This is a genomic window from Aeromicrobium sp. NPDC092404 (assembly GCF_040684095.1).
Taxonomy (GTDB): Bacteria; Actinomycetota; Actinomycetes; order Propionibacteriales; family Nocardioidaceae; genus Aeromicrobium.
Window position 1 is genome coordinate 319,122 of record NZ_JBFBFI010000002.1, and the last position, 18,282, is coordinate 337,403.

The window sequence follows — 18,282 nt, forward strand, 5'->3', positions numbered from 1 at the left end:
CCTCACGCCGCGACGGTGTGCTGTGGGCTACTGATCCTCGACCTCACAGGAGTGACATGCGTACCCCTCGCGCCATCATCGGACTGACCCTCGTCGCGGCCCTCGGCCTCAGCGCCTGCGGAGGCGGCGACGACGAGAAGCTCAGCAGCAGCGACCGAGCGAAGGCCTCGTCCGCCGCACTCGAGTACGTCGGCGGTGGCGCCGTCACCGATGCCGAGCGCGGCGACGGCGACGACGGATACGCCTACGGCGTGGAGGTGACCCTCCCGAACGGGGCGGACATCGACGTCGAGCTCGACACGTCCTTCAAGGTGACGAACAGCCCGGCCAAGGCCGCCGACCTCGAACCCTCGGCAGCGCCCGAGGCCGCCGGCGCGACATCCGCACCGTCGTCGAGCGCGAGGGCCGACGACGACCGGCCGCTGACCGGGGCGACGCTCGAGAAGGCTTCGGCCGCGGCACTCAAGGCCACCGACGGCGGCAAGATCACCGAGACCAGCGGCAGCGACGACGCGGATCACGAGTATGAGGTCGACGTGCTGCTGCCGGGCGGCGAGGACGTCACGGTCGAGCTCGACCGGGCGTTCTCCGTCACCAAGATCGATCGCTGAGGTTGCCCCTCGGCCCGCCTCCCGCATGAGGGGGCGGGCCATCGGCGGGCAACGCGTGACGGACGCCACGTGCGGCGTCGTCCGGATCGCGCCAATCTGTCTCGGAGGTGGTGCGAAGTCCGATATTCTCCTCGGACTCCCACCAGATTCCTCTCGAAGGACGTCGTATGACCGAGCAGCAGCCCCCGATCACGTACGAGCTCTCGACCCCGGACGAGGCTCCCGCCGGCGGCGGTCGCAACACCAAGCGGCTCGCCTTCGGTGCCATCGCCACCGTCGTGGTGCTGGCGCTGGCCGGCGGTGCGTTCGCGGTCGTCAAGAAGCTCGACGGTGGTGGCGCCCAGCCACACGACGTCCTGCCGTCGTCGGTCGTCGCCTATGCCCGTGTCGACGTCGACCCCTCCGCGAGCCAGAAGATCGCGCTGTTCAAGCTCATCCGCAAGTTCCCCGAGGCCGCTGACGACGTCGGCATCAAGAGCGCCGACCAGGACGTGCGCAAGCTGCTCGTCGAGGAGGCACTCGAGGAGGGCGACTGCGACCTCTCGTACGACGACGACGTCAAGCCGTGGCTCGGCAGCCGCATCGGCGTCGCGCTCGACGACGAGCAGGTCCCGCTCGTCGCGATCCAGGTCTCGGACGAGGAGAAGGCCGAGAAGGGCATCAAGGATCTCTTCGCATGCGACGACGAGAAGGCCGCCGTCGCCTTCCTCGACGGCTACGCGATCGTCGCGGAGACCCAGAAGCAGGCCGACGCCGCCGTGAAGGCGGCCGAGAAGAAGCCTCTGGCTGACAACGCGGCCTTCGCCTCCGACTTCGAGGACCTCGGCGAGCAGGGCGTCGCCTCGGCCTGGGGCGACTTCGAGGCGCTCGCTGAGATCCCGGACTTCAAGGCCGGCTTCGCCAGCGCCGCCGGTCCCGACACCGAGAAGATGCTCAAGCAGGCCGGGACCATGGCGACGACGTTGCGCGTCGACGGCTCGACCTTGGAGCTCGCCGGACTCTCCGGGCTGACGGACGCCTATGACACCAAGGGCGGCTCGCTCGACAAGCTGCCTGCCGACACTGTCGCGGCACTGTCCGTCGGAGGCGTCGGCAAGCAGGTCTCGGCGCAGTACGACGCGTTCTTCTCGCAGCTCGATCGCGGCTTCGGGAGCCCTGCGCTCGAGCCGGCGGACGGCCTGACGCCCGAGCAGCAGGACGCGTACGACGACTTCATGGCCGACGAGCCGGTCGGCCTGTTCGACCCCGCGGCCATGATCGCGGAGTTCGAGCGGTCAACGGGGCTCAAGCTTCCCGAGGACCTCGAGACGCTGTTCGGCGAGAGCCTCACGGTCTCGATCGGTTCGAGCAACCTCGAGAACGTGCCCGCCCTGTCCGGGCCTGCCGACGTGGCCGAGCTCGACGTCGCGCTCAAGATGACGACCGACCCGGCCAAGGCGATCGACCTCGCCACCCGTCTCGCCGCCCTGGCCTCCCAGGTGGGCATCGAGCTACCGACCAAGGAGACCGATGACGGCGCGATCATCGCGACCAACGAGGACGCGGCCGAGGCGATCGACACACCGAACGGCAAGCTCGGCGACGACGACACGTTCACGTCCGTCATGCCGTACGGCGACGACACGGCGTTCGGCCTGTTCGTCGACGTCGGGACGATCCTCGACAAGCTGATGGAGGCCGACCCGCCCGACGACGTCGCGAAGGACATCGAGGAGGCGCGGACCGTCAAGGCGGTCGGCCTGTCCGGAGGCAAGGACGGCGAGCACTCGGTGTTCAGCCTGCGGGTGTCCTTCGCGAAGTGACACCGCCTGCCCTGCCAGCCGGCAGGGCGGGAGGTGGGTCAGGGAAGCTCGTCCTCGTTGTGCGGGAACGCGCACTGCACCTTGGGGTTCGCCACGACCACTGCAGTGGCCTTGTCGGCATGCAGTCGACTGGCACTGATCGTGAGCCACGAGTTCTTCGCGGGGTCGAAGGAGACGTCGACCGCCAGCTTGGTGCTGCCGTTCATCGACTTGTCGAGCAGGAGGGTGGGGCTGCCGGCCACGCGCACCCGGCCGAACGCGCCGGCGTCCGAGCGTGCGTCGTCGAGCCCGACAGTCCCGATGAACCGGCGGCACGAGCGCTCGAGGTACCAACGGGTGCTTCCTGTGGCGTCGGGCTTTGACTCCCAATAGCTCTTGAACGGTGCGCCGGCGACGGTGATCGGACCGAACCGACCGGGTCCGCCCGTGTCATCCGAGAGGACGTGCACCCAGGTGGCGTTCGCCAGCTGGTACCAGGTGTAGGCGTGGATCGCGATGGGCGTGCTCGCGCCGCCGGACCTGCCTTGGCCGTACATCTTGTAGGCACGCCACGTGTAGGTTCCGATCGACGGCTCGAACGTCTTGGAGAACGTCCCGTCCGACCGGATGGTCGCGGTGTGCACCGTCTCGAAGCCCACGTAGTCCTGGTCGTCGTGCGACCTCTGGATGCGGATCTTGGCGCCCGCCGCCGAAGGCGACACCTTGCCGGTCATCGTGACCTCCTGCCCGAAGTTGATGGAGGTGGCCGAGACCTTGGCGGTGACGCTGTAGGACCCGGCAGCGTCGGCCGGCGCCAGGAAGGTGGCCGGCAGGAGACCGGCGAAGGCGGCTGACACGGCTACGAGAAGCTTGCGCATGATGAGGACCCATCCGCCGCGACACCATGTCGCCGGCTCTTCACGGTAACCCCGCACCAGAGCCGAGACAGCGGAATCACGGGAAGGACCGTCCTGGCCCGGCACAGTCAGGCCGCGGAACCACCCTGGTCCGGCACCAGCTCGCCGGTCATGACCTCTTCGTGGCTGTCGGGGTCCTCGACCGGGGGTCGGTCGAGCTCACCGACGGCACGCCGCGCGAAGTCGGCAGCGAGCTGGATGGCCATCTCGCTCTCCGGCACGAGGTCGACCAGCACCGGGAACGCATGGACCTGCTTGCGCCACAGGTGGGTCTCGACCTCGACGCCTCGCTCGGCGAGCATCAGCGCCATGGCTTCCACCTCCGGTCGCAGCAGCTCGTCCTCGACCGCGACGAAGAACGTGGGCGACGAGACGTACGCCGAGGCGTGCAGAGGTGATGCGTAGCCCTCGATCGGTGCGCCGTCCTCGGGCAGCCAGCGCTCGCGGATGTGCGCGATCCGCTGGATCGGCAGGTACGCGTCACGGGCGCGGATGATGCGCTCGACGGCCTTGTCCTCGCGGTCGGGATCCACGCTGAGCATCGGCGAGAAGCCCAGCAGCGCTGCCGGTGCCTGCAGGCCACGGCGGGTCGCGAGCTCGGCGACCTTCATCGTCAGGTAGCCGCCGGCCGAGTCGCCGGCAACGACGATCTTGTCGGGGTGCTCCACGGACTCGACCAGAGCGGCGTACGCCGAGATGACGTCCTGCACCGAGTCGGCGATCGACCCCTCGGGCAGCTGCACGTAGTCGACCGAGACGACCGTGGCACCAGTCTTGAGAGCGAGCCGCTCGCAGATGCGACGATGCGTCGCGATGCTTCCGGAGAAGAACCCGCCACCGTGCAGGTAGAGCAGCGTCATCTCGCTGTCCGGTCCGTGCCGGTGCGACATGCGCTCGACCCGCACGCCACCGAGCTCCGAGACCTCGAAGGTCACGTGCGGCGACCGCTTGCGCCGGGTCTGCAGGCCGTCGATCGTGCGGATCGTGGCGAAGGTCCGCTCGCTGATGGGGGTGAAGCGCAGCACGGGCTTGAACACCATGCGGATCGTCCGCTGGAGCACCCGCGCCCTGAAGCTGTAGCTCTCGTGGACGACGGCCTTGTCGAACACGACACGCATCGGGCCCCGCCCGGGCAGGCTCAGTCGGACCCCTCTGCGGGGCAGCTTCGCGACGCCCGGGAGGGCCGGGACGCGCTTGACCACGGTGGACCACATGCCTCGAGCGTACCTCCGGTATGCCCGCGCCTCAACTTCGAGCACGACGTTTGCGCAGGTCAGGGGCGGTGTGGCGGGTACCGTGCCCGCTGGGCGGCCGGATGCGTGACACTCGTACGGGCAGCACGTCGACGGGAGGTGATCGCATGCTCGAGGCAGTCGTCATCTTCGCGGCGGGGGTCTGGGCCGGCACGATCAACGTCATCGTCGGGTCGGGCACGCTGATCACGTTCCCCACCCTGCTGCTCTTCGGCTATCCGGCCATCACCGCGAACGTCTCGAACAACATCGGCCTAGTGGCCGGCGGCCTCTCCGGCGTGCACGGCTATCGCGAGGAGGCGTTGCGGCACCGGTCGCTCCTGCTGCGCCTCGCGCCGGCGTCGGTGCTGGGCGCCGTGACGGGCGCGCTCCTGCTGCTGGTGCTGCCCGACGGGGCGTTCGACGCGATCGTGCCGGTCCTGATCGCGCTGGGCCTCGCCATGGTGGTCGTCGGACCTGTGGTGCAGCGCCGCACGGCCCGGCGCCACGCCGAGCTCGGCACCGCCCCGCCACCCTCGCGCTGGTTGCTGCCGGCCGGCGTCTATGCGCTCGGCATCTACGGCGGCTACTTCGGCGCCGCCCAAGGAGTGCTCCTGGTCGGCCTGCTGGGCGTCCTGCTCACGATCGGGCTGCAGGACCTGAACGGGGTCAAGAACGTCCTGGCGACCATCGTCAACGCCGTCGCCGCGATCACCTTCATGATCGTGGCCTGGGACGACATCGACTGGCGGATTGTCGGACTCATCGGCGGCGGAAGCCTCGTCGGTGGCTACCTCGGCGCCCGGATCGGTCGGCGCCTGCCACCGGCTGTCCTTCGGGCCGTGATCCTGGCGATCGGCACCCTCGCGCTCGTCAAGATCGTGTTCTTCGACTAGGTGCCCTACTCGGCGACGAAGCGGGCGTCCACGTCGACGTGGATCACGATGTCCGCCGGGGTGAGGTCGAGCTCGGGTCCGCCCGTCGAGGTGTCGGAGAAGCTCGCCTTCGCCATCGGGTACGCCCCGCCCTCGGGCTGCTGCGTCAGCATCCCCGGGTCGGCCAGCTCGACTGCCACGACCTTGCCGCGGCGCACCGCGTTGGCATACGACTGTGCCTTGGCGATCGCATCGTCCACGGCGGCCTTGCGAATCTCGGCCTCGTACGATCGACGGCTCTTGACCCCGACGTCCCAGCTGATGCCGCCGACCTCGACGCCGTCGGTCCCGGACCAGAAGTCGAGGAACCCGCTGAGCCGTTCGAAGTCGGTGAACTCGGCACTGATCTGCACGCGCGCGACGTGCACCGTCGCCCCCCGCTTGCCGTCGGCGTCCCACGGGCGGTGGCTGAACACCCGGACCTGGTCGCTCGACCACGGGCCGACCGCGCGCAGCTCGACCAGCTCGCGCAGCTGGGAGGTCAGCGAGTCGTGGATCGCGACGGTGTCCTTGAAGACCTGCTGCCGCTCCGCCCCCTCGATGGCGGCCGACATCGACACCGTGGCCCGCTCCGCCGGATAGCGCTGCTCGGCCGAACCGCGGACCGTGATGTCGAGCGTCATGCCGTCATCCTGCCGCATGGTCACGGCCCCGACCATGACATCGGGGTTGTCACGCGGCGCCGTCGCTGGTTTACTGACACTCAGATATTGCGATTATCTGAAATCTAGGAGCGAGCATGCCCGACACCATCCACGACGCCGCGATCGTCGGCGCCGGGTTCGGCGGCATCGGCGCCGCGATCCAGCTGCGACGGCTCGGCTTCGACGATCTCGTGATCCTCGAGCGCGAGAGCGACCTCGGCGGCACGTGGCACGTCAACCGCTATCCCGGTCTCGCCGTCGACATCCCCTCGTCGACCTACTCCTACTCGTTCGAGCCCAATCCCTACTGGTCGCGGCTCTACGCACCGGGCCCGGAGCTCAAGGCGTACGCCGTGCACGTCGCCGACACGTACGACATCCGCCGTCACATGCGGTTCGACACCGTCGTCGAGGGCGCCGTGTGGGACGAGGACCACCAGCACTGGACCGTCAACGTCGCGGGCGGCGAGCGGCTGCACGCTCGCATGCTCCTGACGGCGACCGGGTTCTTGTCACAGCCGGCCTTCCCTGACATCGAGGGCATCGACTCGTTCGGCGGCACCGTCATCCACACGACCCGCTGGGACGACTCGATCGACCTCGAGGGCCGGCGGGCGGCCGTGATCGGCACGGGAGCCACCGCCGTCCAGCTGATCCCGGAGATCGCGCCCCGTCTCGCGGAGCTCACGGTCTACCAGCGGACCGCGATCTGGGTCACCCCCAAGCGCGACGGCGCGATCCCGAAGCGGGTGCAGAAGCTGTACGCGCGGGTGCCGCTCGCACAGCGTGCCGTGCGCGCCATCGGCAGCAGCATCCTCGAGCTCATCATGGTCGCCGGCGTGCTCAACTACCGCCGCACCAAGCTGCTCAACCGCTCGGTCGAGAAGATGGCGCTGCGGCACCTCGAGCGGCAGGTCAAGGACCCCGAGACCCGCAGGAAGCTGACTCCCGACTACACGTTCGGCTGCAAGCGCCCCACGTTCTCCAACACGTACTTCCCGACGTTCAACCGCGACAACGTGCACCTCGAGACCACGCCGATCGCGCGCATCGAGCCCGACGGGATCGTCACCTCCGACGGCACGAAGCGGACCATCGACACGCTCGTGCTGGCGACCGGCTTCAACCTCTGGGACACCAACTTCCCGGCGTTCGAGGTCATCGGCCGCGACGGCAAGGACCTCGGCAAGTTCTGGCGCGAGCAACAGTTCCAGGCGTACGAGGGCGTCACGGTCCCCGGGTTCCCCAACTTCATCTCGCTCAACAGCCCGTACTCGTACTCGGGGCTGTCGTACTTCACGACGATCGAGTCCCAGATGAAGCACATGAAGCGGCTGCTCGGTGAGGTCGAGCGGCGCGGCGCCACGACGTTCGAGGTCACCGAGGAGGCCAACGCGGCGTTCCTCGACCGGGTGACGGACCTCATCGAGGACTCCGTGTTCGTCAACGGCAGCTGCGCCACGTCGCGTTCGTACTACTTCAACCAGCACGGCATGGCGACGCTGCTGCGGCCGACCTCGACGCTCAACGCGTTCCGCGAGGCCGGCAGCTTTCCGCTCGAGGACTACACCTACGCCTGAGTACCCGCGAGCCTGGCGCCCGCGAGGGGGACGAGCTCGGCACGGGTCGCCGGTGCGATGTCGTGACCGGCGGCGCACGTGAGGTGGGTGTGGATCTCGGCACCGCACTCGCGGTGCCGCAACGACATCGGCGGGCCGTCCTCCCCCGGGCGATGGGCATCGCCCCAGTCCATGAGGGCGACCATCACGGTGCGCAGGTCGCGACCCGCGGCGGTCAGGACGTACTCGTGCCTGGCCCGCTCACCCGCGGGTCGATAGGGGCGGCGTTCGACGATCCCCTCGTCGACGAGCAGCGCCAGACGCTTGGTGAGCACGTCCCGGGCGACGCCCAGGTGCTGCTGCAGGGCGTCGAACCGGCGCACCCCGTTGAACAGGTCGCGCACGACCAGCACCGACCAGCGATCGCCGAGGATGCGCGCGGTCCTGGCGATGGAGCAGGTGGCCGAGTCGTAGTCGGTCAACGGCATGAGGCGCTCCTGGTCGGCTGAGTTTGTATCTCCAACTCAGATGCTACGCTCATGTCCCCCGTACGAACAGAGGCACGCCATGACGGAGCTCGACCGCGACACCCAGCACAAGACGATCTCGTGGGTGGACCCGCGACCGCAGGCCGCGGCCGCCCTCACGATGTCCGGCCTCGACTACCTGCAGGCCATGATCGACGGGCAGCTCCCCGCGCCGCCGATCGCGAGCCACATCAACCTCGAGCTGGCCAGCGTCAGTCCCGGCGTGGCGACGATGATGGCGACCCCCGACGAGTCGCACTACAACCCGATCGGCTCGGTCCACGGAGGCTTCGCCGCCACGCTGCTCGACTCGGTGTGCGGGTGCGCGGTACAGACGACGCTGCCGGCCGGCATGGCGTACACGTCGCTCGACCTCAACGTCAGCTTCCTGCGCGGCATGACGAGCGATACCGGCCGCGTCACCGCTCAGGGCCGGGTCACCAAGCCGGGAACACGAGCCGCCTTCGTGGAGGCCGACATCAAGGACGCGGCGGGGCGGCTGCTGGCGACCGCGACCTCGACCTGCCTCGTGTTCACTCCCTGAATCCCGGTCAAACCTGAGGGTTTCCTCGGATACGATGGACCCGTGGTCTCGCTCTCCGATCTCCAGGTCCGCTCGCTCGGTGCATGCACCGTCGACTCGCCGCTCGCGCTGTACGTCGAGGGGCGCACGACCAACGAGTACTACGTCGGCGAGACCGACCGCATCCTCTACGACGACACCCTCGAGCTGATCGAGTCGCGTGGCGTCCCACTCACCGAGCTGCCGACGTTCGAGTCCGGCGGCCCGCGCCAGAAGATCTTCTTCGACCCCGCCACGACGAAGGTCGGGGTCGTGACCTGCGGCGGCCTCTGCCCGGGTCTCAACGACGTCATCCGCGCGATCGTGCTCGAGCTCAACACGCACTACGGCGTCCGCGACGTCGTCGGCTTCCAGCACGGCTACGCGGGGCTCATCGAGGCCAACGGGCACGACGTCGTCCAGCTCACCCCGGAGTTCGTCTCGCGGATCAGCGAGCGCGGCGGCACGGTCCTCGGGTCGTCCCGCGGCGCCCAGGACCCGCGGGCCATCGTCGACCGGCTCGTCGAGCTCGACATCGACATCCTCATGGTCATCGGCGGCGACGGCTCGATGCGCGGCGCGCACAACATCGGCGCCGAGATCGCCGCGCGTGGCCTGTCGATCGGCGTCGTCGGCGTGCCCAAGACGATCGACAACGACATCCCCCACATCGGGCAGAGCTTCGGCTTCTCCACGGCGTTCGCCAAGGCCGCCGAGTCGATCAAGGCCGCCCGGGTCGAGGTCGAGGCAGCCGTCGGCGGCGTCGGCATCGTCAAGGTCATGGGCCGCCACGCCGGGTTCATCGCCTGCTACGCCGCGCTGGCCAACCACGACGCCGACTTCGTGCTGATCCCCGAGGTGGGGTTCTCGCTCGACGGCGACAACGGTCTGCTCGCCCTGATCGAACGCCGGGTCGCCGATCGCGGCAGCGCCGTCATCGTGCTGGCCGAGGGCGCCGGTCAGGACCTCATCCCGGCGAGCGACCGCCAGGACGCGAGCGGCAACGCGGTGCTCGGCGACATCGCCGGCTTCCTCCGTGAGCAGATCACCAAGGACTTCGCCAACCGCAACCAGCCCCTGACGATGCGCTACTTCAACCCCGGCTACGCGATCCGCTCCGTGCCGGCCGACGCCTCGGACTCGGTCTACTGCGCACGCTTGGCACAGACCGCGGTCCACGCCGCGATGGCCGGCCGAACGGACATGGTCGTCGGCCGCCGCCGGCACCGCTTCGTCCACGTGCCGATCCCGTTCGTCACCTCCGGCTCCCACAGCGTCTCCCCCGACGGCGACCTGTGGCTCTCGGTGCTGGAGAGCACCGCGCAGCCGTTCAGCATGTGCTGATCGAGAGCCCCTGAGTCGTCCCGAGCTGCAGGTCCGGATCGTGAGACGCGGTTGTCGTTTCCTGAGACGCTGGCACAGTCGATGGCACAGACCTTCGACCTGCAGGAGAACCCATGAGCGACGAGTGGTCCTTCGAGACCAAGCAGATCCACGCCGGCCAGACGCCTGATCCGACGACCGGCGCCCGAGCGCTGCCGATCTACCAGACGACGTCCTACCAGTTCCGCGACACCCAGCACGCGGCCGACCTGTTCGGCCTCGCCGAGCCCGGCAACATCTACACGCGCATCATGAACCCGACGCAGGACGTCGTCGAGCAGCGGCTCGCCGCTCTCGAGGGCGGCGTCGGCGCCCTGCTGCTCGCGTCGGGCCAGTCCGCCACCACCGCCGCGCTGACCAACGTGGCCGAGGCCGGCGACCACATCGTCGCGTCCGCGAGCCTCTACGGCGGCACCGACAGCCTGCTCCGGCACAGCTTCCCCAAGCTCGGCATCCAGGTCACGTTCGTCGAGGACTCCAACAACCCCGACGCCTGGCGCGCCGCCGTGCAGGACAACACCAAGGCGTTCTTCGGTGAGACGATCGGCAACCCCAAGGGCGACATCCTCGACCTCGAGGCGATCTCCGCAGTGGCCAAGGACGTGGCCGTACCGTTCATCGTCGACAACACGATCGCAACGCCCTACCTGCTCAACCCGTTCAAGCACGGCGTCGACACCGTCGTCCACTCCGCCACGAAGTACATCGGCGGCCACGGCACGGCCATCGGCGGCGTCGTGATCGATGCCGGCACGTTCGACTACGGTGCCCACGGCGACAAGTTCCCCGGGTTCACCGAGCCCGACGCGAGCTATCACGGGCTCAAGTTCGCCGAGGCGCTCGGCCCGGCGGCCTTCATCGCCAAGCTGCGCGTGCAGTTCCTGCGCAACATCGGCCCCGCGATCAGCCCGTTCAACGCGTTCCTGCTGGCGCAGGGTCTCGAGACGCTGAGCCTGCGCATCGACCGTCACCTCGACAACACCCGCAAGGTCGCCGAGTGGCTCGAGGCACGTGAGGACGTCAGCACCGTGACCTGGGCCAGCCTCGACAGCAGCCCCTACAAGGCGCTCGCCGACAAGTACGTGCCCAAGGGCGCCGGCGCGGTCCTGACGTTCGAGCTGCCCGGCGGCGTCGACGCCGGTCGCGCGTTCATCGACTCGCTCGAGCTGTTCAGCCACGTCGCCAACATCGGCGACGTCCGCAGCCTCGCGATCCACCCGGCCAGCACGACGCACTCGCAGGGCACGCCGGAGGAGCACGCCGCCACCGGCGTCACGCCCGGGCTGGTCCGCCTCGCGATCGGCCTTGAGGGGATCGACGACATCCTCGCCGATCTCGACGCCGGGTTCCGCGCAGCGAAGTGACGGTCGTGCCCGGCATCGATCCCACTCTCGTCACCGGCGCGTGGCGAGAGGGGGATCCGCCGGGCGCCCGGACGTTCGCCGACGTCGGTGACGTCCTGCTGGAGTCCGGCGCCATCCTCCCGGACGTGCGCATGGCGTACGAGACCTGGGGCACGTACGACGGCGGCAACGCCGTGCTGGTCCTGCACGCGCTCACGGGTGACAGTCACGTGTCGGGGCCGGCGCAGCCGGGCCATCCCACGGCCGGTTGGTGGGATGCGCTGGTCGGGCCGGGCAGGGCGATCGACACCGACCGCCTCTACGTCGTCGCCGCCAACATCCTCGGCGGCTGCCAGGGCTCGACGGGACCCGCCTCGCTCGGTCCTGACGGGCTGCCCTGGGGCGGCGCCTTTCCCGCCCTGACGGTGCGCGACCAGGTACGTGCAGAGGTGGCGCTCGCGGACCAGCTGGGCATCGACTCCTGGCGTGGCGTCATCGGCGGATCGGCCGGCGGCATGCGCGCGCTCGAGTGGGCCATCGAGCACCCGCAGCGGGTGGAGCGACTGTTCCTGCTCGCCACCTCGGCCGCGGCGTCGGCGGAGCAGATCGCGCTGTCCGCCACCCAGATCGACGCGATCCGCGCCGATCCGGCGTACTTCGGCGGCGACTACTACGACGGGCCTCACGGACCCCTCCACGGCCTCGACCTGGCTCGTCGGATCGCGCACATCAGCTATCGCAGCGAGTACGAGCTCGCCGAGCGCTTCGGCCGTACGGTCCAGGACGACGGCCGGTTCGCGGTCGAGTCCTACCTGCAACACCACGGCGCCAAGCTGGTCGGCCGCTTCGACGCCAACTCGTACGTCGTGCTCAGCGCTGCGATGAACAGCCACGACGTCGGGCGGGGGCGCGGAGGGATCACCGCTGCGCTGGGGCACATCACCGCCCGTACGGTCGTGGCGGGCATCGACTCCGACCGGTTGTACCCGTTGCACCAGCAGCAGCAGCTCGCCGACGGGATCCCGGGCTCCGCGTCGCTGGACGTGGTCAAGTCGCCCTACGGCCACGACGGCTTCCTCGTCGAGTCAGACCAGGTCGGCGAGCTCGCCCGCGGCCTGCTGGCCTGACTCCGCGCCCACCGAAGCGAGCGGTGACTTGGCGTCCACGGCGTACGGTCGGCTGGACGCTAGCTCACCGCCTCCGCTGCGGCGGCCCACTCGTCCTCGATGAGGCTGAAGTTGAGCATCGCAGCGGCCTTGGCGCCCGCGGCCGAGGCCGAGATGACCTGCGAGCCGGCATCGGCGACATTGCCCACGGCCCAGAGGCCCGGCACGTTCGTCGCGCCCGTCGGGTCCGCCGCGACGACGGGCCCGAGCGGGGTGTCGGACATCTCGAGGCCGAGGCCCGCCATGGCGTCGATGTTCAGCACCATCGACGGCGCCACGAAGACGGCGTCGACCTCGCGGACCTCTCCACTCGCTCGTACGCCGTGCAGCGTCCCGTCCCGACGGACGATCTCGTCGACCGGCCCGTCGACGACCTCGACACCCCGTGCCGCGAACACCCGGCGCTCCTCGGCGTCGAGCTCGGCGGTGTCGTTGAGGAAGAACAGGACGTCGTCCGACCACTGGCGCACCATGCGCACCTGGTGACCCGACATCGGATGGGTGGCCACCACAGCGAGCCGCTGCCCGGCGACCTCGTAGCCGTGGCAGTAGGGGCAGTGGAAGATGTCGACGCCGAATCCCTCGGCCAGTCCGGCGATTTCCGGAAGCCGGTCGGTGATGCCCGACGCCAGGACGACCCGCCTGGCCTGCGCCTGCTCGCCGTCGAGAGTGACGAGGAACCCGTCCCCGGCCATCTGGACCGCGGAGACAGCTGCCTCCCGCACCTCGACCCCCAGCTTCTCGACCTGCGTACGTCCGACGTCGAGCAGCTCGAGGGGACTCAGCCCGTCGACGCCGAGGTAGCCGTTGACGTGGGCGGCGGCGGCGTTGCGCGGCGGCCCGCCGTCAAGCACGAGCACGCGGCGGCGTGCACGTCCGAGCACGAGGGCGGTGGACAGGCCGGCTGCGCCGGCTCCGATGATGATCGCGTCGTAGGCAGATGTGTTCATGCAGCCAGTCTTCGTCGCCGCCACCGTCTTCGCAAATAGTGTTGCCGATGTGGCAAGATCGTCCTCATGACCACCGATCTCGCCGACGCCCTCACCTCTGTCGGGCCCCGCCTCAAGGCCCTCCGCCAACGCGGCGAAGCCACCCTCGCTCAGCTGTCGGCGACGACCGGCATCTCCGTCAGCACGCTGTCGCGCCTCGAGTCGGGGCAGCGCAAGCCGACCCTGGAGCTCCTGCTGCCGCTGGCCAAGGCCCACGGGGTCACGCTCGACGAGCTCGTGGAGGCGCCGCCGAGCGAGGATCCCCGCATCCAGCCCGAGCCGCTCGTCCGCCATGGGCGGACCTTCGTGCCGCTCACCCGCCAAGCCGGCGGCCTCCAGGCGTACAAGGTCATCGTCCCGCCCCTCGACGGACCCGACACCGAGGCGGACGAGCTCAAGACGCACGAGGGGTACGAGTGGCTCTACGTCCTGTCCGGCCGACTGCGTCTGCGCATCGGCGAGCACGACCTGGTGCTCGGACCCGGCGAGGCCGCCGAGTTCGACACCCGCCTGCCGCACAGCCTCAGCAACGCCGGCAAGCGGGTCCTCGAGCTGCTGACCCTGTTCGGCACGCAGGGCGAGCGCATGCACGTCCGCGCGAAGCCGCGCTCGAGGGATTAGGTTGCCATCTCGGCAAACGCATTTGTCAGATGGTGGCGAACACCTCACCATGAGGGCATGACACATGAACATGCTCTTGATCCGAACGATCACTTCACCCGCGAGTTCTGGGACGTGCGCTATGCCGGCGACCAGGTCTGGAGCGGCAACCCCAATCCCCACCTCGTGACTCATGCTTCCCCGCTGCGGGCCGGCACCGCGCTCGAGTACGGCAGCGGCGAGGGCGCCGACGCCATCTGGCTGGCGCAGCAGGGCTGGCAGGTCACGGCCATCGACATCTCGCCGGTGGCGCTCGAGGGCGCTGACTGCCGCGCCAAGGAGGCCGGGCTCGACATCCGGTGGCACCAGGCGGATGCCTTCGAGTGGACGGCCGGACCGACGTACGACCTGGTGTCGGCCCAGTTCATGCACCTGCCGCGGCCGGCCGTGACCCGGCTGCACCGCGAGCTCGCGGCCTCCGTGGCGCCCGGCGGCACGCTGCTGATCGTCGGGCACCATCCGGACGACCATCGCCACCCGGCGGAGAGCTCCGATCTCGCCGACATGCGGTTCACGGCCGAGGAGGTCGCCGGGACGCTCGACCCTGCGGACTGGCAGGTCATCGAGGCGACGCGTCCGGAGCGGGACTCGATCGACCGCGACGGCCGTCCTGCCGTCGCGGTCGATGCTGTGCTGCGCGCCGTGCGCAGAGCTTGAGTCAGCGCTCCTCGCGGAACTCCACGTGCCGGCGGGCCACCGGGTCGTACTTGCGCAGCCCCATGCGGTCGGGGTCGTTCCGGCGACTCTTGCGGGTCACGTACGTGTAGCCGGTGCCGGCGGTCGAGCGGAGCTTGACGATGGGCCTGAGGTCGGCTGATCGAGCCATGATGGTCACCTCTCGTTGATTGACAATGGTTGTCAACAGATCGCCGGCTTTCCTCATTCCCGCCCCGCGACGTCCTCGGGGACGTAGCGGAGATCGGCCCGGCCGACGGGGTCGAACCTCGCGGCGAAGTCGCGGTCGTTGGGCAGCCACACGTCGGTCCAGAGCGCGTCGTGGTCGTGCCCGGCGACCTGGTCCCGGCGGCGCCCTCGGGTGCCGGCGGTGGCCAGGTCGACGTCGACCCAGACGGCCAGGTCGAAGCAGCCGTCGAGGTCCGGGTGCAGGATGCCGATCGCGTCGACCACGAGGACCTCGACGTCGGGCAGCTCCGTGATCGAGCCCAGAGCGCCGAGGTGCCAGTCGTACGGCCGGAAGCGCACCCGCTCACCCCGGCGGAAGGGCTCCAGCACCTCGGAGCGGAGGCGGGCGCGGTCGACGCCGTCCCAATCCGTCGACCGCTGGTGCGAACGTACGGGATCGAGGAAGTCGTCGCCCCGCAGCCGCGCACGCGACCCGCCCCGCGCCACGAGGGCCTTCGACAGCGTCGACTTCCCGGCGCCGCCGTAGCCGCTGACGGCAACCACCGTGCGCGACCGGGCGGAACGCAGGTCGTCGATCCGCGCCGACAGCTCGTCGAGCGTCGCCTCCTCGGCTTGGTTCAGCCCCACTGCGGGCGCGACCTGGCCGCGAAGAAGTCGTTGGAATCCTTGCGCCACAGCAGCACCAGGATCACGATCGCGAGCACCAGGTTGACCAGGGAGAACGCAAGAGCCGCCGAGTTCTCGTCGGCGGTGGTCCTCGGGACGACCAAGGACAGCAACGTGAACAGCACGTTGAGCCCGGCCAGGACTGTCGCGACCACACGCGCCCACTGTCTGCCCTGGCCGTTCTTCCACGCCATCCACAGCCACAACAGGACGCTGAGCACGCCGATGACCACGACGAACACGACTCCGATGGCGTACGCCGCGTCCACGGTCGACTGGCTCACGGTCGGGTCGTCCTTGGCGAGCTCGTCACGGATCTCCTCCTTCGCGCCGCCGAGCGTCGCGATGCCGACGATGAGCGAGAGCAGGCTCACCACGGCGCCGGCCCACATCAGCCGCACGGCGAGACGGATCGAGCCGGGCTGCGGCACCTCCGCGCCGGGTGCACCCGGCTGGCCGGGATGACCGCCTCCGGGCGGCATCCCCGGGTGTGTCGGATAGCCTCCGGGACCGGTCGGCTGCCCTCCGCCCTCGCCGGGGTAGGCGGGGTATCCACCGGTGCCGGGCTGCGCAGGATCGTCGGGCGGCGTGGTGCTCATGGGTTTCCCTTCGGTGGCATCAGACGAGACCACCACCGTGGCACGGCGCACAACCTGTCGCATCACCGGCCCCATGGCGGTCGGCAGAAGACGGGCGACTCGCGGAGCAGACCGTTAAAATGGCGGGATGCTGGAGTGGATCCTCATCGGAATCGTGGTGCTGGGCGCGGCACTGCTGGCGACGCACACCGCGGGCGTCGCGTTCGTGGTCAGCCGGATCGTGTTCTCGGGGCGGCCGAAGCAGAAGCAGTTCAGCCCCAGGTCCTAGTCAGACCATGCGTCGTACGACGCTGAGCGGCGCGTGCTTCATGACCTGCCCCAATGGCGCCCAGGGCCACGACGGCACCGCGGCGTCGGCGACCTCCTTGTCGATCGCCTTGACCATGGCGCGGCATCCGGTCTCGGTGTCGACCATCATCTTGGCCTCCTGCTGCACGCCCTCGTTCATCTCCGACGCGATGTAGCCGGGGAACAACGTCGTCACCTTGATGTCGAGACCCTTGCGGCCGATCAGGTCGGACCTGATGCCCTCGGCGACCGCGGCGATGCCTGCCTTGGTCGCGGCGTACGTCGTCATGGACGACGGCATCCCGCGCATCGCCGACATCGAGGAGATCACCACGAGGTGCCCGGCCTTGCGCTCGTAGAAGTGCTCCATGGCCGCCTCGCACTGGGCGATCGCCGCGATGAAGTTGGTCTCGGCTGTCTGCTTGTTGGCGTGGAACTTGCCGGTGCCGATGCGACCACCCTTGCCGAGGCCGGCGTTGACGATGACCCGGTCGAGACCGCCGAGGTCGGTGATCGCCTGCTTGAACACCGCGAACACCCGGTCGTGGTCGTTGACGTCGAGCTCGTGCACGACCACCTCGATGTCGGGGTGGGCTGCCACCAGCTCGTCGCGCAGCGCCTCGAGGCGGTCGAGCCGGCGGGCGGTCAGCGCCAGGTGATGACCGTTGACGGCGAGGATCCGGGCCATCCCCGCGCCGAGTCCTGAGCTGGCGCCGGTGATGAGGACGTTCTTGCGCATCGGATCAGTCCTTCTTCGACATCTTGACGGAGGCCTTGTTCATCATCGAGTAGTACAACGGGCGGGCAAACCGCTTCGCCGCGTACGCCACCTTGCCGTCGCGGTCGGTCAGGATGATGTGCCGCCCCTTGTCGATGCCCTTGAGGACCCGCTCGGCGATGGTGTCGGCGCTGATGGTCGACCTGTCGATGAGCTTGGCGGCAGACCGGTTGGCCGACTCGTCCTTGCCCCGCAGCGATGCCGTGAGGTTGGTCTTGAAGAACGTCGGGCAGATCACCGAGACCTTCACGCCGTACGGCTTCAGCTCGTGGAACAGCGTCTCGCTGAGAGCCACGACTCCGGCCTTGACGGTGTTGTACTCGCTCATCCGAGGCGGGTGGATGAGTCCAGCGGCCGATGCGGTGTTGATGATGTGCCCGCTGCCCTGCGCCTTGAGCATCGGGGTGAACGTCCGGCACCCGCGCGCGACGCCCAGCAGGTTGATCTCGACGATCCACTGCCACTGGTCCATCTCGGACAGCTCGATGCGGCCACCTGCGGCGACGCCGGCGTTGTTGAACAAGAGATCGAGGCCGTCCCACTGCTCGACGACCCAGTCGCGCGCGGCGGCCCAGTCGACGTCCTGGGTCACGTCGAGCCTCAGGTAGGTGATGCCGTCGAGGTCGCGCAGCGACTCAGGGGGATCGGTGTGGACGTCGGTGGCGAGCACGCGGCAGCCACGGGCAGCCAGCTGACGGGCGAGGGCCAGGCCCAGGCCGGAGGCGGCCCCGGTCACAAGGGCACGGGAGTTCGGGGCGATGGACATGTTCGGATACTA

21 protein-coding genes are annotated in these 18,282 nt (G+C 69.3%); 11 read left to right on the plus strand and 10 right to left on the minus strand.

The window, feature by feature from the left end:
• Positions 1-56: 56 nt before the first annotated feature.
• Both AB0N22_RS11910 and AB0N22_RS11915 read left to right on the plus strand, forming a co-directional pair.
• Positions 57-611 (plus strand): PepSY domain-containing protein, encoded by a 555-nt coding sequence (locus AB0N22_RS11910; protein WP_364640126.1) that lies wholly within the window; start codon positions 57-59, stop codon positions 609-611.
• 167 nt (positions 612-778) lie between these two features.
• Entirely contained in the window at positions 779-2,413 is a 1,635-nt protein-coding gene (locus tag AB0N22_RS11915) for a hypothetical protein (protein WP_364640129.1), read from the plus strand.
• 38 nt (positions 2,414-2,451) lie between these two features.
• Here the strand turns inward: AB0N22_RS11915 and AB0N22_RS11920 are convergent, their stop codons facing one another.
• Positions 2,452-3,270, minus strand: coding sequence for a hypothetical protein (locus AB0N22_RS11920; protein ID WP_364640132.1), 819 nt, complete (start codon positions 3,268-3,270; stop codon positions 2,452-2,454).
• Between the two features lie 107 nt (positions 3,271-3,377).
• Positions 3,378-4,523, minus strand: coding sequence for an alpha/beta hydrolase (locus tag AB0N22_RS11925; protein WP_364640135.1), 1,146 nt, complete (start codon positions 4,521-4,523; stop codon positions 3,378-3,380).
• A 146-nt stretch (positions 4,524-4,669) separates the two neighbouring features.
• Between AB0N22_RS11925 and AB0N22_RS11930 the strand changes: the two genes are divergently transcribed.
• A complete protein-coding gene (locus AB0N22_RS11930; protein WP_364640138.1) occupies positions 4,670-5,437 on the plus strand; it encodes a sulfite exporter TauE/SafE family protein in 768 nt (255 codons plus the stop codon).
• 5 nt (positions 5,438-5,442) lie between these two features.
• Here AB0N22_RS11930 and AB0N22_RS11935 read toward each other — a convergent pair whose 3' ends face one another.
• Entirely contained in the window at positions 5,443-6,099 is a 657-nt protein-coding gene (locus tag AB0N22_RS11935; RefSeq protein ID WP_364640141.1) for an SIMPL domain-containing protein, read from the minus strand.
• 116 nt (positions 6,100-6,215) lie between these two features.
• Between AB0N22_RS11935 and AB0N22_RS11940 the strand changes: the two genes are divergently transcribed.
• Positions 6,216-7,700 (plus strand): NAD(P)/FAD-dependent oxidoreductase, encoded by a 1,485-nt coding sequence (locus tag AB0N22_RS11940; protein WP_364640144.1) that lies wholly within the window; start codon positions 6,216-6,218, stop codon positions 7,698-7,700.
• Here the strand turns inward: AB0N22_RS11940 and AB0N22_RS11945 are convergent.
• Positions 7,691-8,167 (minus strand): helix-turn-helix domain-containing protein, encoded by a 477-nt coding sequence (locus AB0N22_RS11945; RefSeq protein WP_364640146.1) that lies wholly within the window; start codon positions 8,165-8,167, stop codon positions 7,691-7,693. The two genes, AB0N22_RS11940 and AB0N22_RS11945, sit on opposite strands and share 10 nt — an antisense overlap.
• A 79-nt stretch (positions 8,168-8,246) precedes the next feature.
• Between AB0N22_RS11945 and AB0N22_RS11950 the strand changes: the two genes are divergently transcribed.
• The 4 genes from AB0N22_RS11950 to AB0N22_RS11965 all read left to right on the plus strand — a co-directional run bounded on the left by AB0N22_RS11950 (position 8,247) and on the right by AB0N22_RS11965 (position 12,621).
• Positions 8,247-8,750: a PaaI family thioesterase gene (locus tag AB0N22_RS11950; protein WP_364640149.1), complete on the plus strand. Its 504-nt coding sequence runs from the start codon at positions 8,247-8,249 to the stop codon at positions 8,748-8,750.
• Positions 8,751-8,792: 42 nt separating this feature from the next.
• Positions 8,793-10,112 carry an ATP-dependent 6-phosphofructokinase gene (locus AB0N22_RS11955; RefSeq protein WP_364640152.1) on the plus strand — a complete coding sequence of 440 codons (1,320 nt, stop codon included), beginning with the start codon at positions 8,793-8,795 and terminating at the stop codon, positions 10,110-10,112.
• Between the two features lie 113 nt (positions 10,113-10,225).
• A complete protein-coding gene (locus AB0N22_RS11960; protein WP_364640155.1) occupies positions 10,226-11,515 on the plus strand; it encodes a bifunctional o-acetylhomoserine/o-acetylserine sulfhydrylase in 1,290 nt (429 codons plus the stop codon).
• 5 nt (positions 11,516-11,520) lie between these two features.
• On the plus strand, positions 11,521-12,621 hold the full coding sequence (locus AB0N22_RS11965; protein ID WP_364640157.1) for a homoserine O-acetyltransferase: 1,101 nt from the start codon (positions 11,521-11,523) through the stop codon (positions 12,619-12,621).
• 59 nt (positions 12,622-12,680) lie between these two features.
• On the opposite strand, the gene AB0N22_RS11970 is transcribed toward AB0N22_RS11965, so the two are convergent.
• Positions 12,681-13,610 carry an NAD(P)/FAD-dependent oxidoreductase gene (locus AB0N22_RS11970; RefSeq protein WP_364640160.1) on the minus strand — a complete coding sequence of 310 codons (930 nt, stop codon included), beginning with the start codon at positions 13,608-13,610 and terminating at the stop codon, positions 12,681-12,683.
• Between the two features lie 66 nt (positions 13,611-13,676).
• On the opposite strand from AB0N22_RS11970, the gene AB0N22_RS11975 reads away from it, so the two are divergent.
• Positions 13,677-14,270, plus strand: coding sequence for an XRE family transcriptional regulator (locus tag AB0N22_RS11975; protein WP_364640163.1), 594 nt, complete (start codon positions 13,677-13,679; stop codon positions 14,268-14,270).
• Between the two features lie 57 nt (positions 14,271-14,327).
• Positions 14,328-14,966: a class I SAM-dependent methyltransferase gene (locus tag AB0N22_RS11980; protein WP_364640166.1), complete on the plus strand. Its 639-nt coding sequence runs from the start codon at positions 14,328-14,330 to the stop codon at positions 14,964-14,966.
• 1 nt (position 14,967) lies between these two features.
• Here the strand turns inward: AB0N22_RS11980 and rpmG are convergent, their stop codons facing one another.
• Genes rpmG through AB0N22_RS11995 form a run of 3 tightly spaced genes read right to left on the minus strand, consistent with a single transcriptional unit; the run spans position 14,968 to position 16,438 of the window.
• On the minus strand, positions 14,968-15,135 hold the full coding sequence (gene rpmG / locus AB0N22_RS11985; RefSeq protein WP_364640169.1) for a 50S ribosomal protein L33: 168 nt from the start codon (positions 15,133-15,135) through the stop codon (positions 14,968-14,970).
• Between the two features lie 53 nt (positions 15,136-15,188).
• The gene (locus tag AB0N22_RS11990; RefSeq protein ID WP_364640172.1) at positions 15,189-15,800 is read right to left on the minus strand and encodes a hypothetical protein; all 612 of its coding nucleotides are present in this window, start codon (positions 15,798-15,800) and stop codon (positions 15,189-15,191) included.
• Positions 15,791-16,438 carry a hypothetical protein gene (locus AB0N22_RS11995; RefSeq protein WP_364640175.1) on the minus strand — a complete coding sequence of 216 codons (648 nt, stop codon included), beginning with the start codon at positions 16,436-16,438 and terminating at the stop codon, positions 15,791-15,793. The genes AB0N22_RS11990 and AB0N22_RS11995 overlap by 10 nt, the downstream gene beginning before the upstream one ends.
• A 127-nt stretch (positions 16,439-16,565) precedes the next feature.
• Here AB0N22_RS11995 and AB0N22_RS12000 point away from each other — a divergent pair, with 127 nt between their 5' ends.
• Positions 16,566-16,706, plus strand: a complete 141-nt coding sequence (locus tag AB0N22_RS12000) for a hypothetical protein (protein WP_364640177.1) — start codon at positions 16,566-16,568, stop codon at positions 16,704-16,706.
• Here AB0N22_RS12000 and AB0N22_RS12005 read toward each other — a convergent pair whose 3' ends face one another.
• Together AB0N22_RS12005 and AB0N22_RS12010 are read right to left on the minus strand one after the other, a co-directional pair.
• Positions 16,707-17,465: an SDR family oxidoreductase gene (locus tag AB0N22_RS12005; RefSeq protein ID WP_364640180.1), complete on the minus strand. Its 759-nt coding sequence runs from the start codon at positions 17,463-17,465 to the stop codon at positions 16,707-16,709.
• 4 nt (positions 17,466-17,469) lie between these two features.
• A complete protein-coding gene (locus AB0N22_RS12010) occupies positions 17,470-18,270 on the minus strand; it encodes an SDR family NAD(P)-dependent oxidoreductase (RefSeq protein ID WP_364640183.1) in 801 nt (266 codons plus the stop codon).
• Positions 18,271-18,282: the final 12 nt, after the last annotated feature.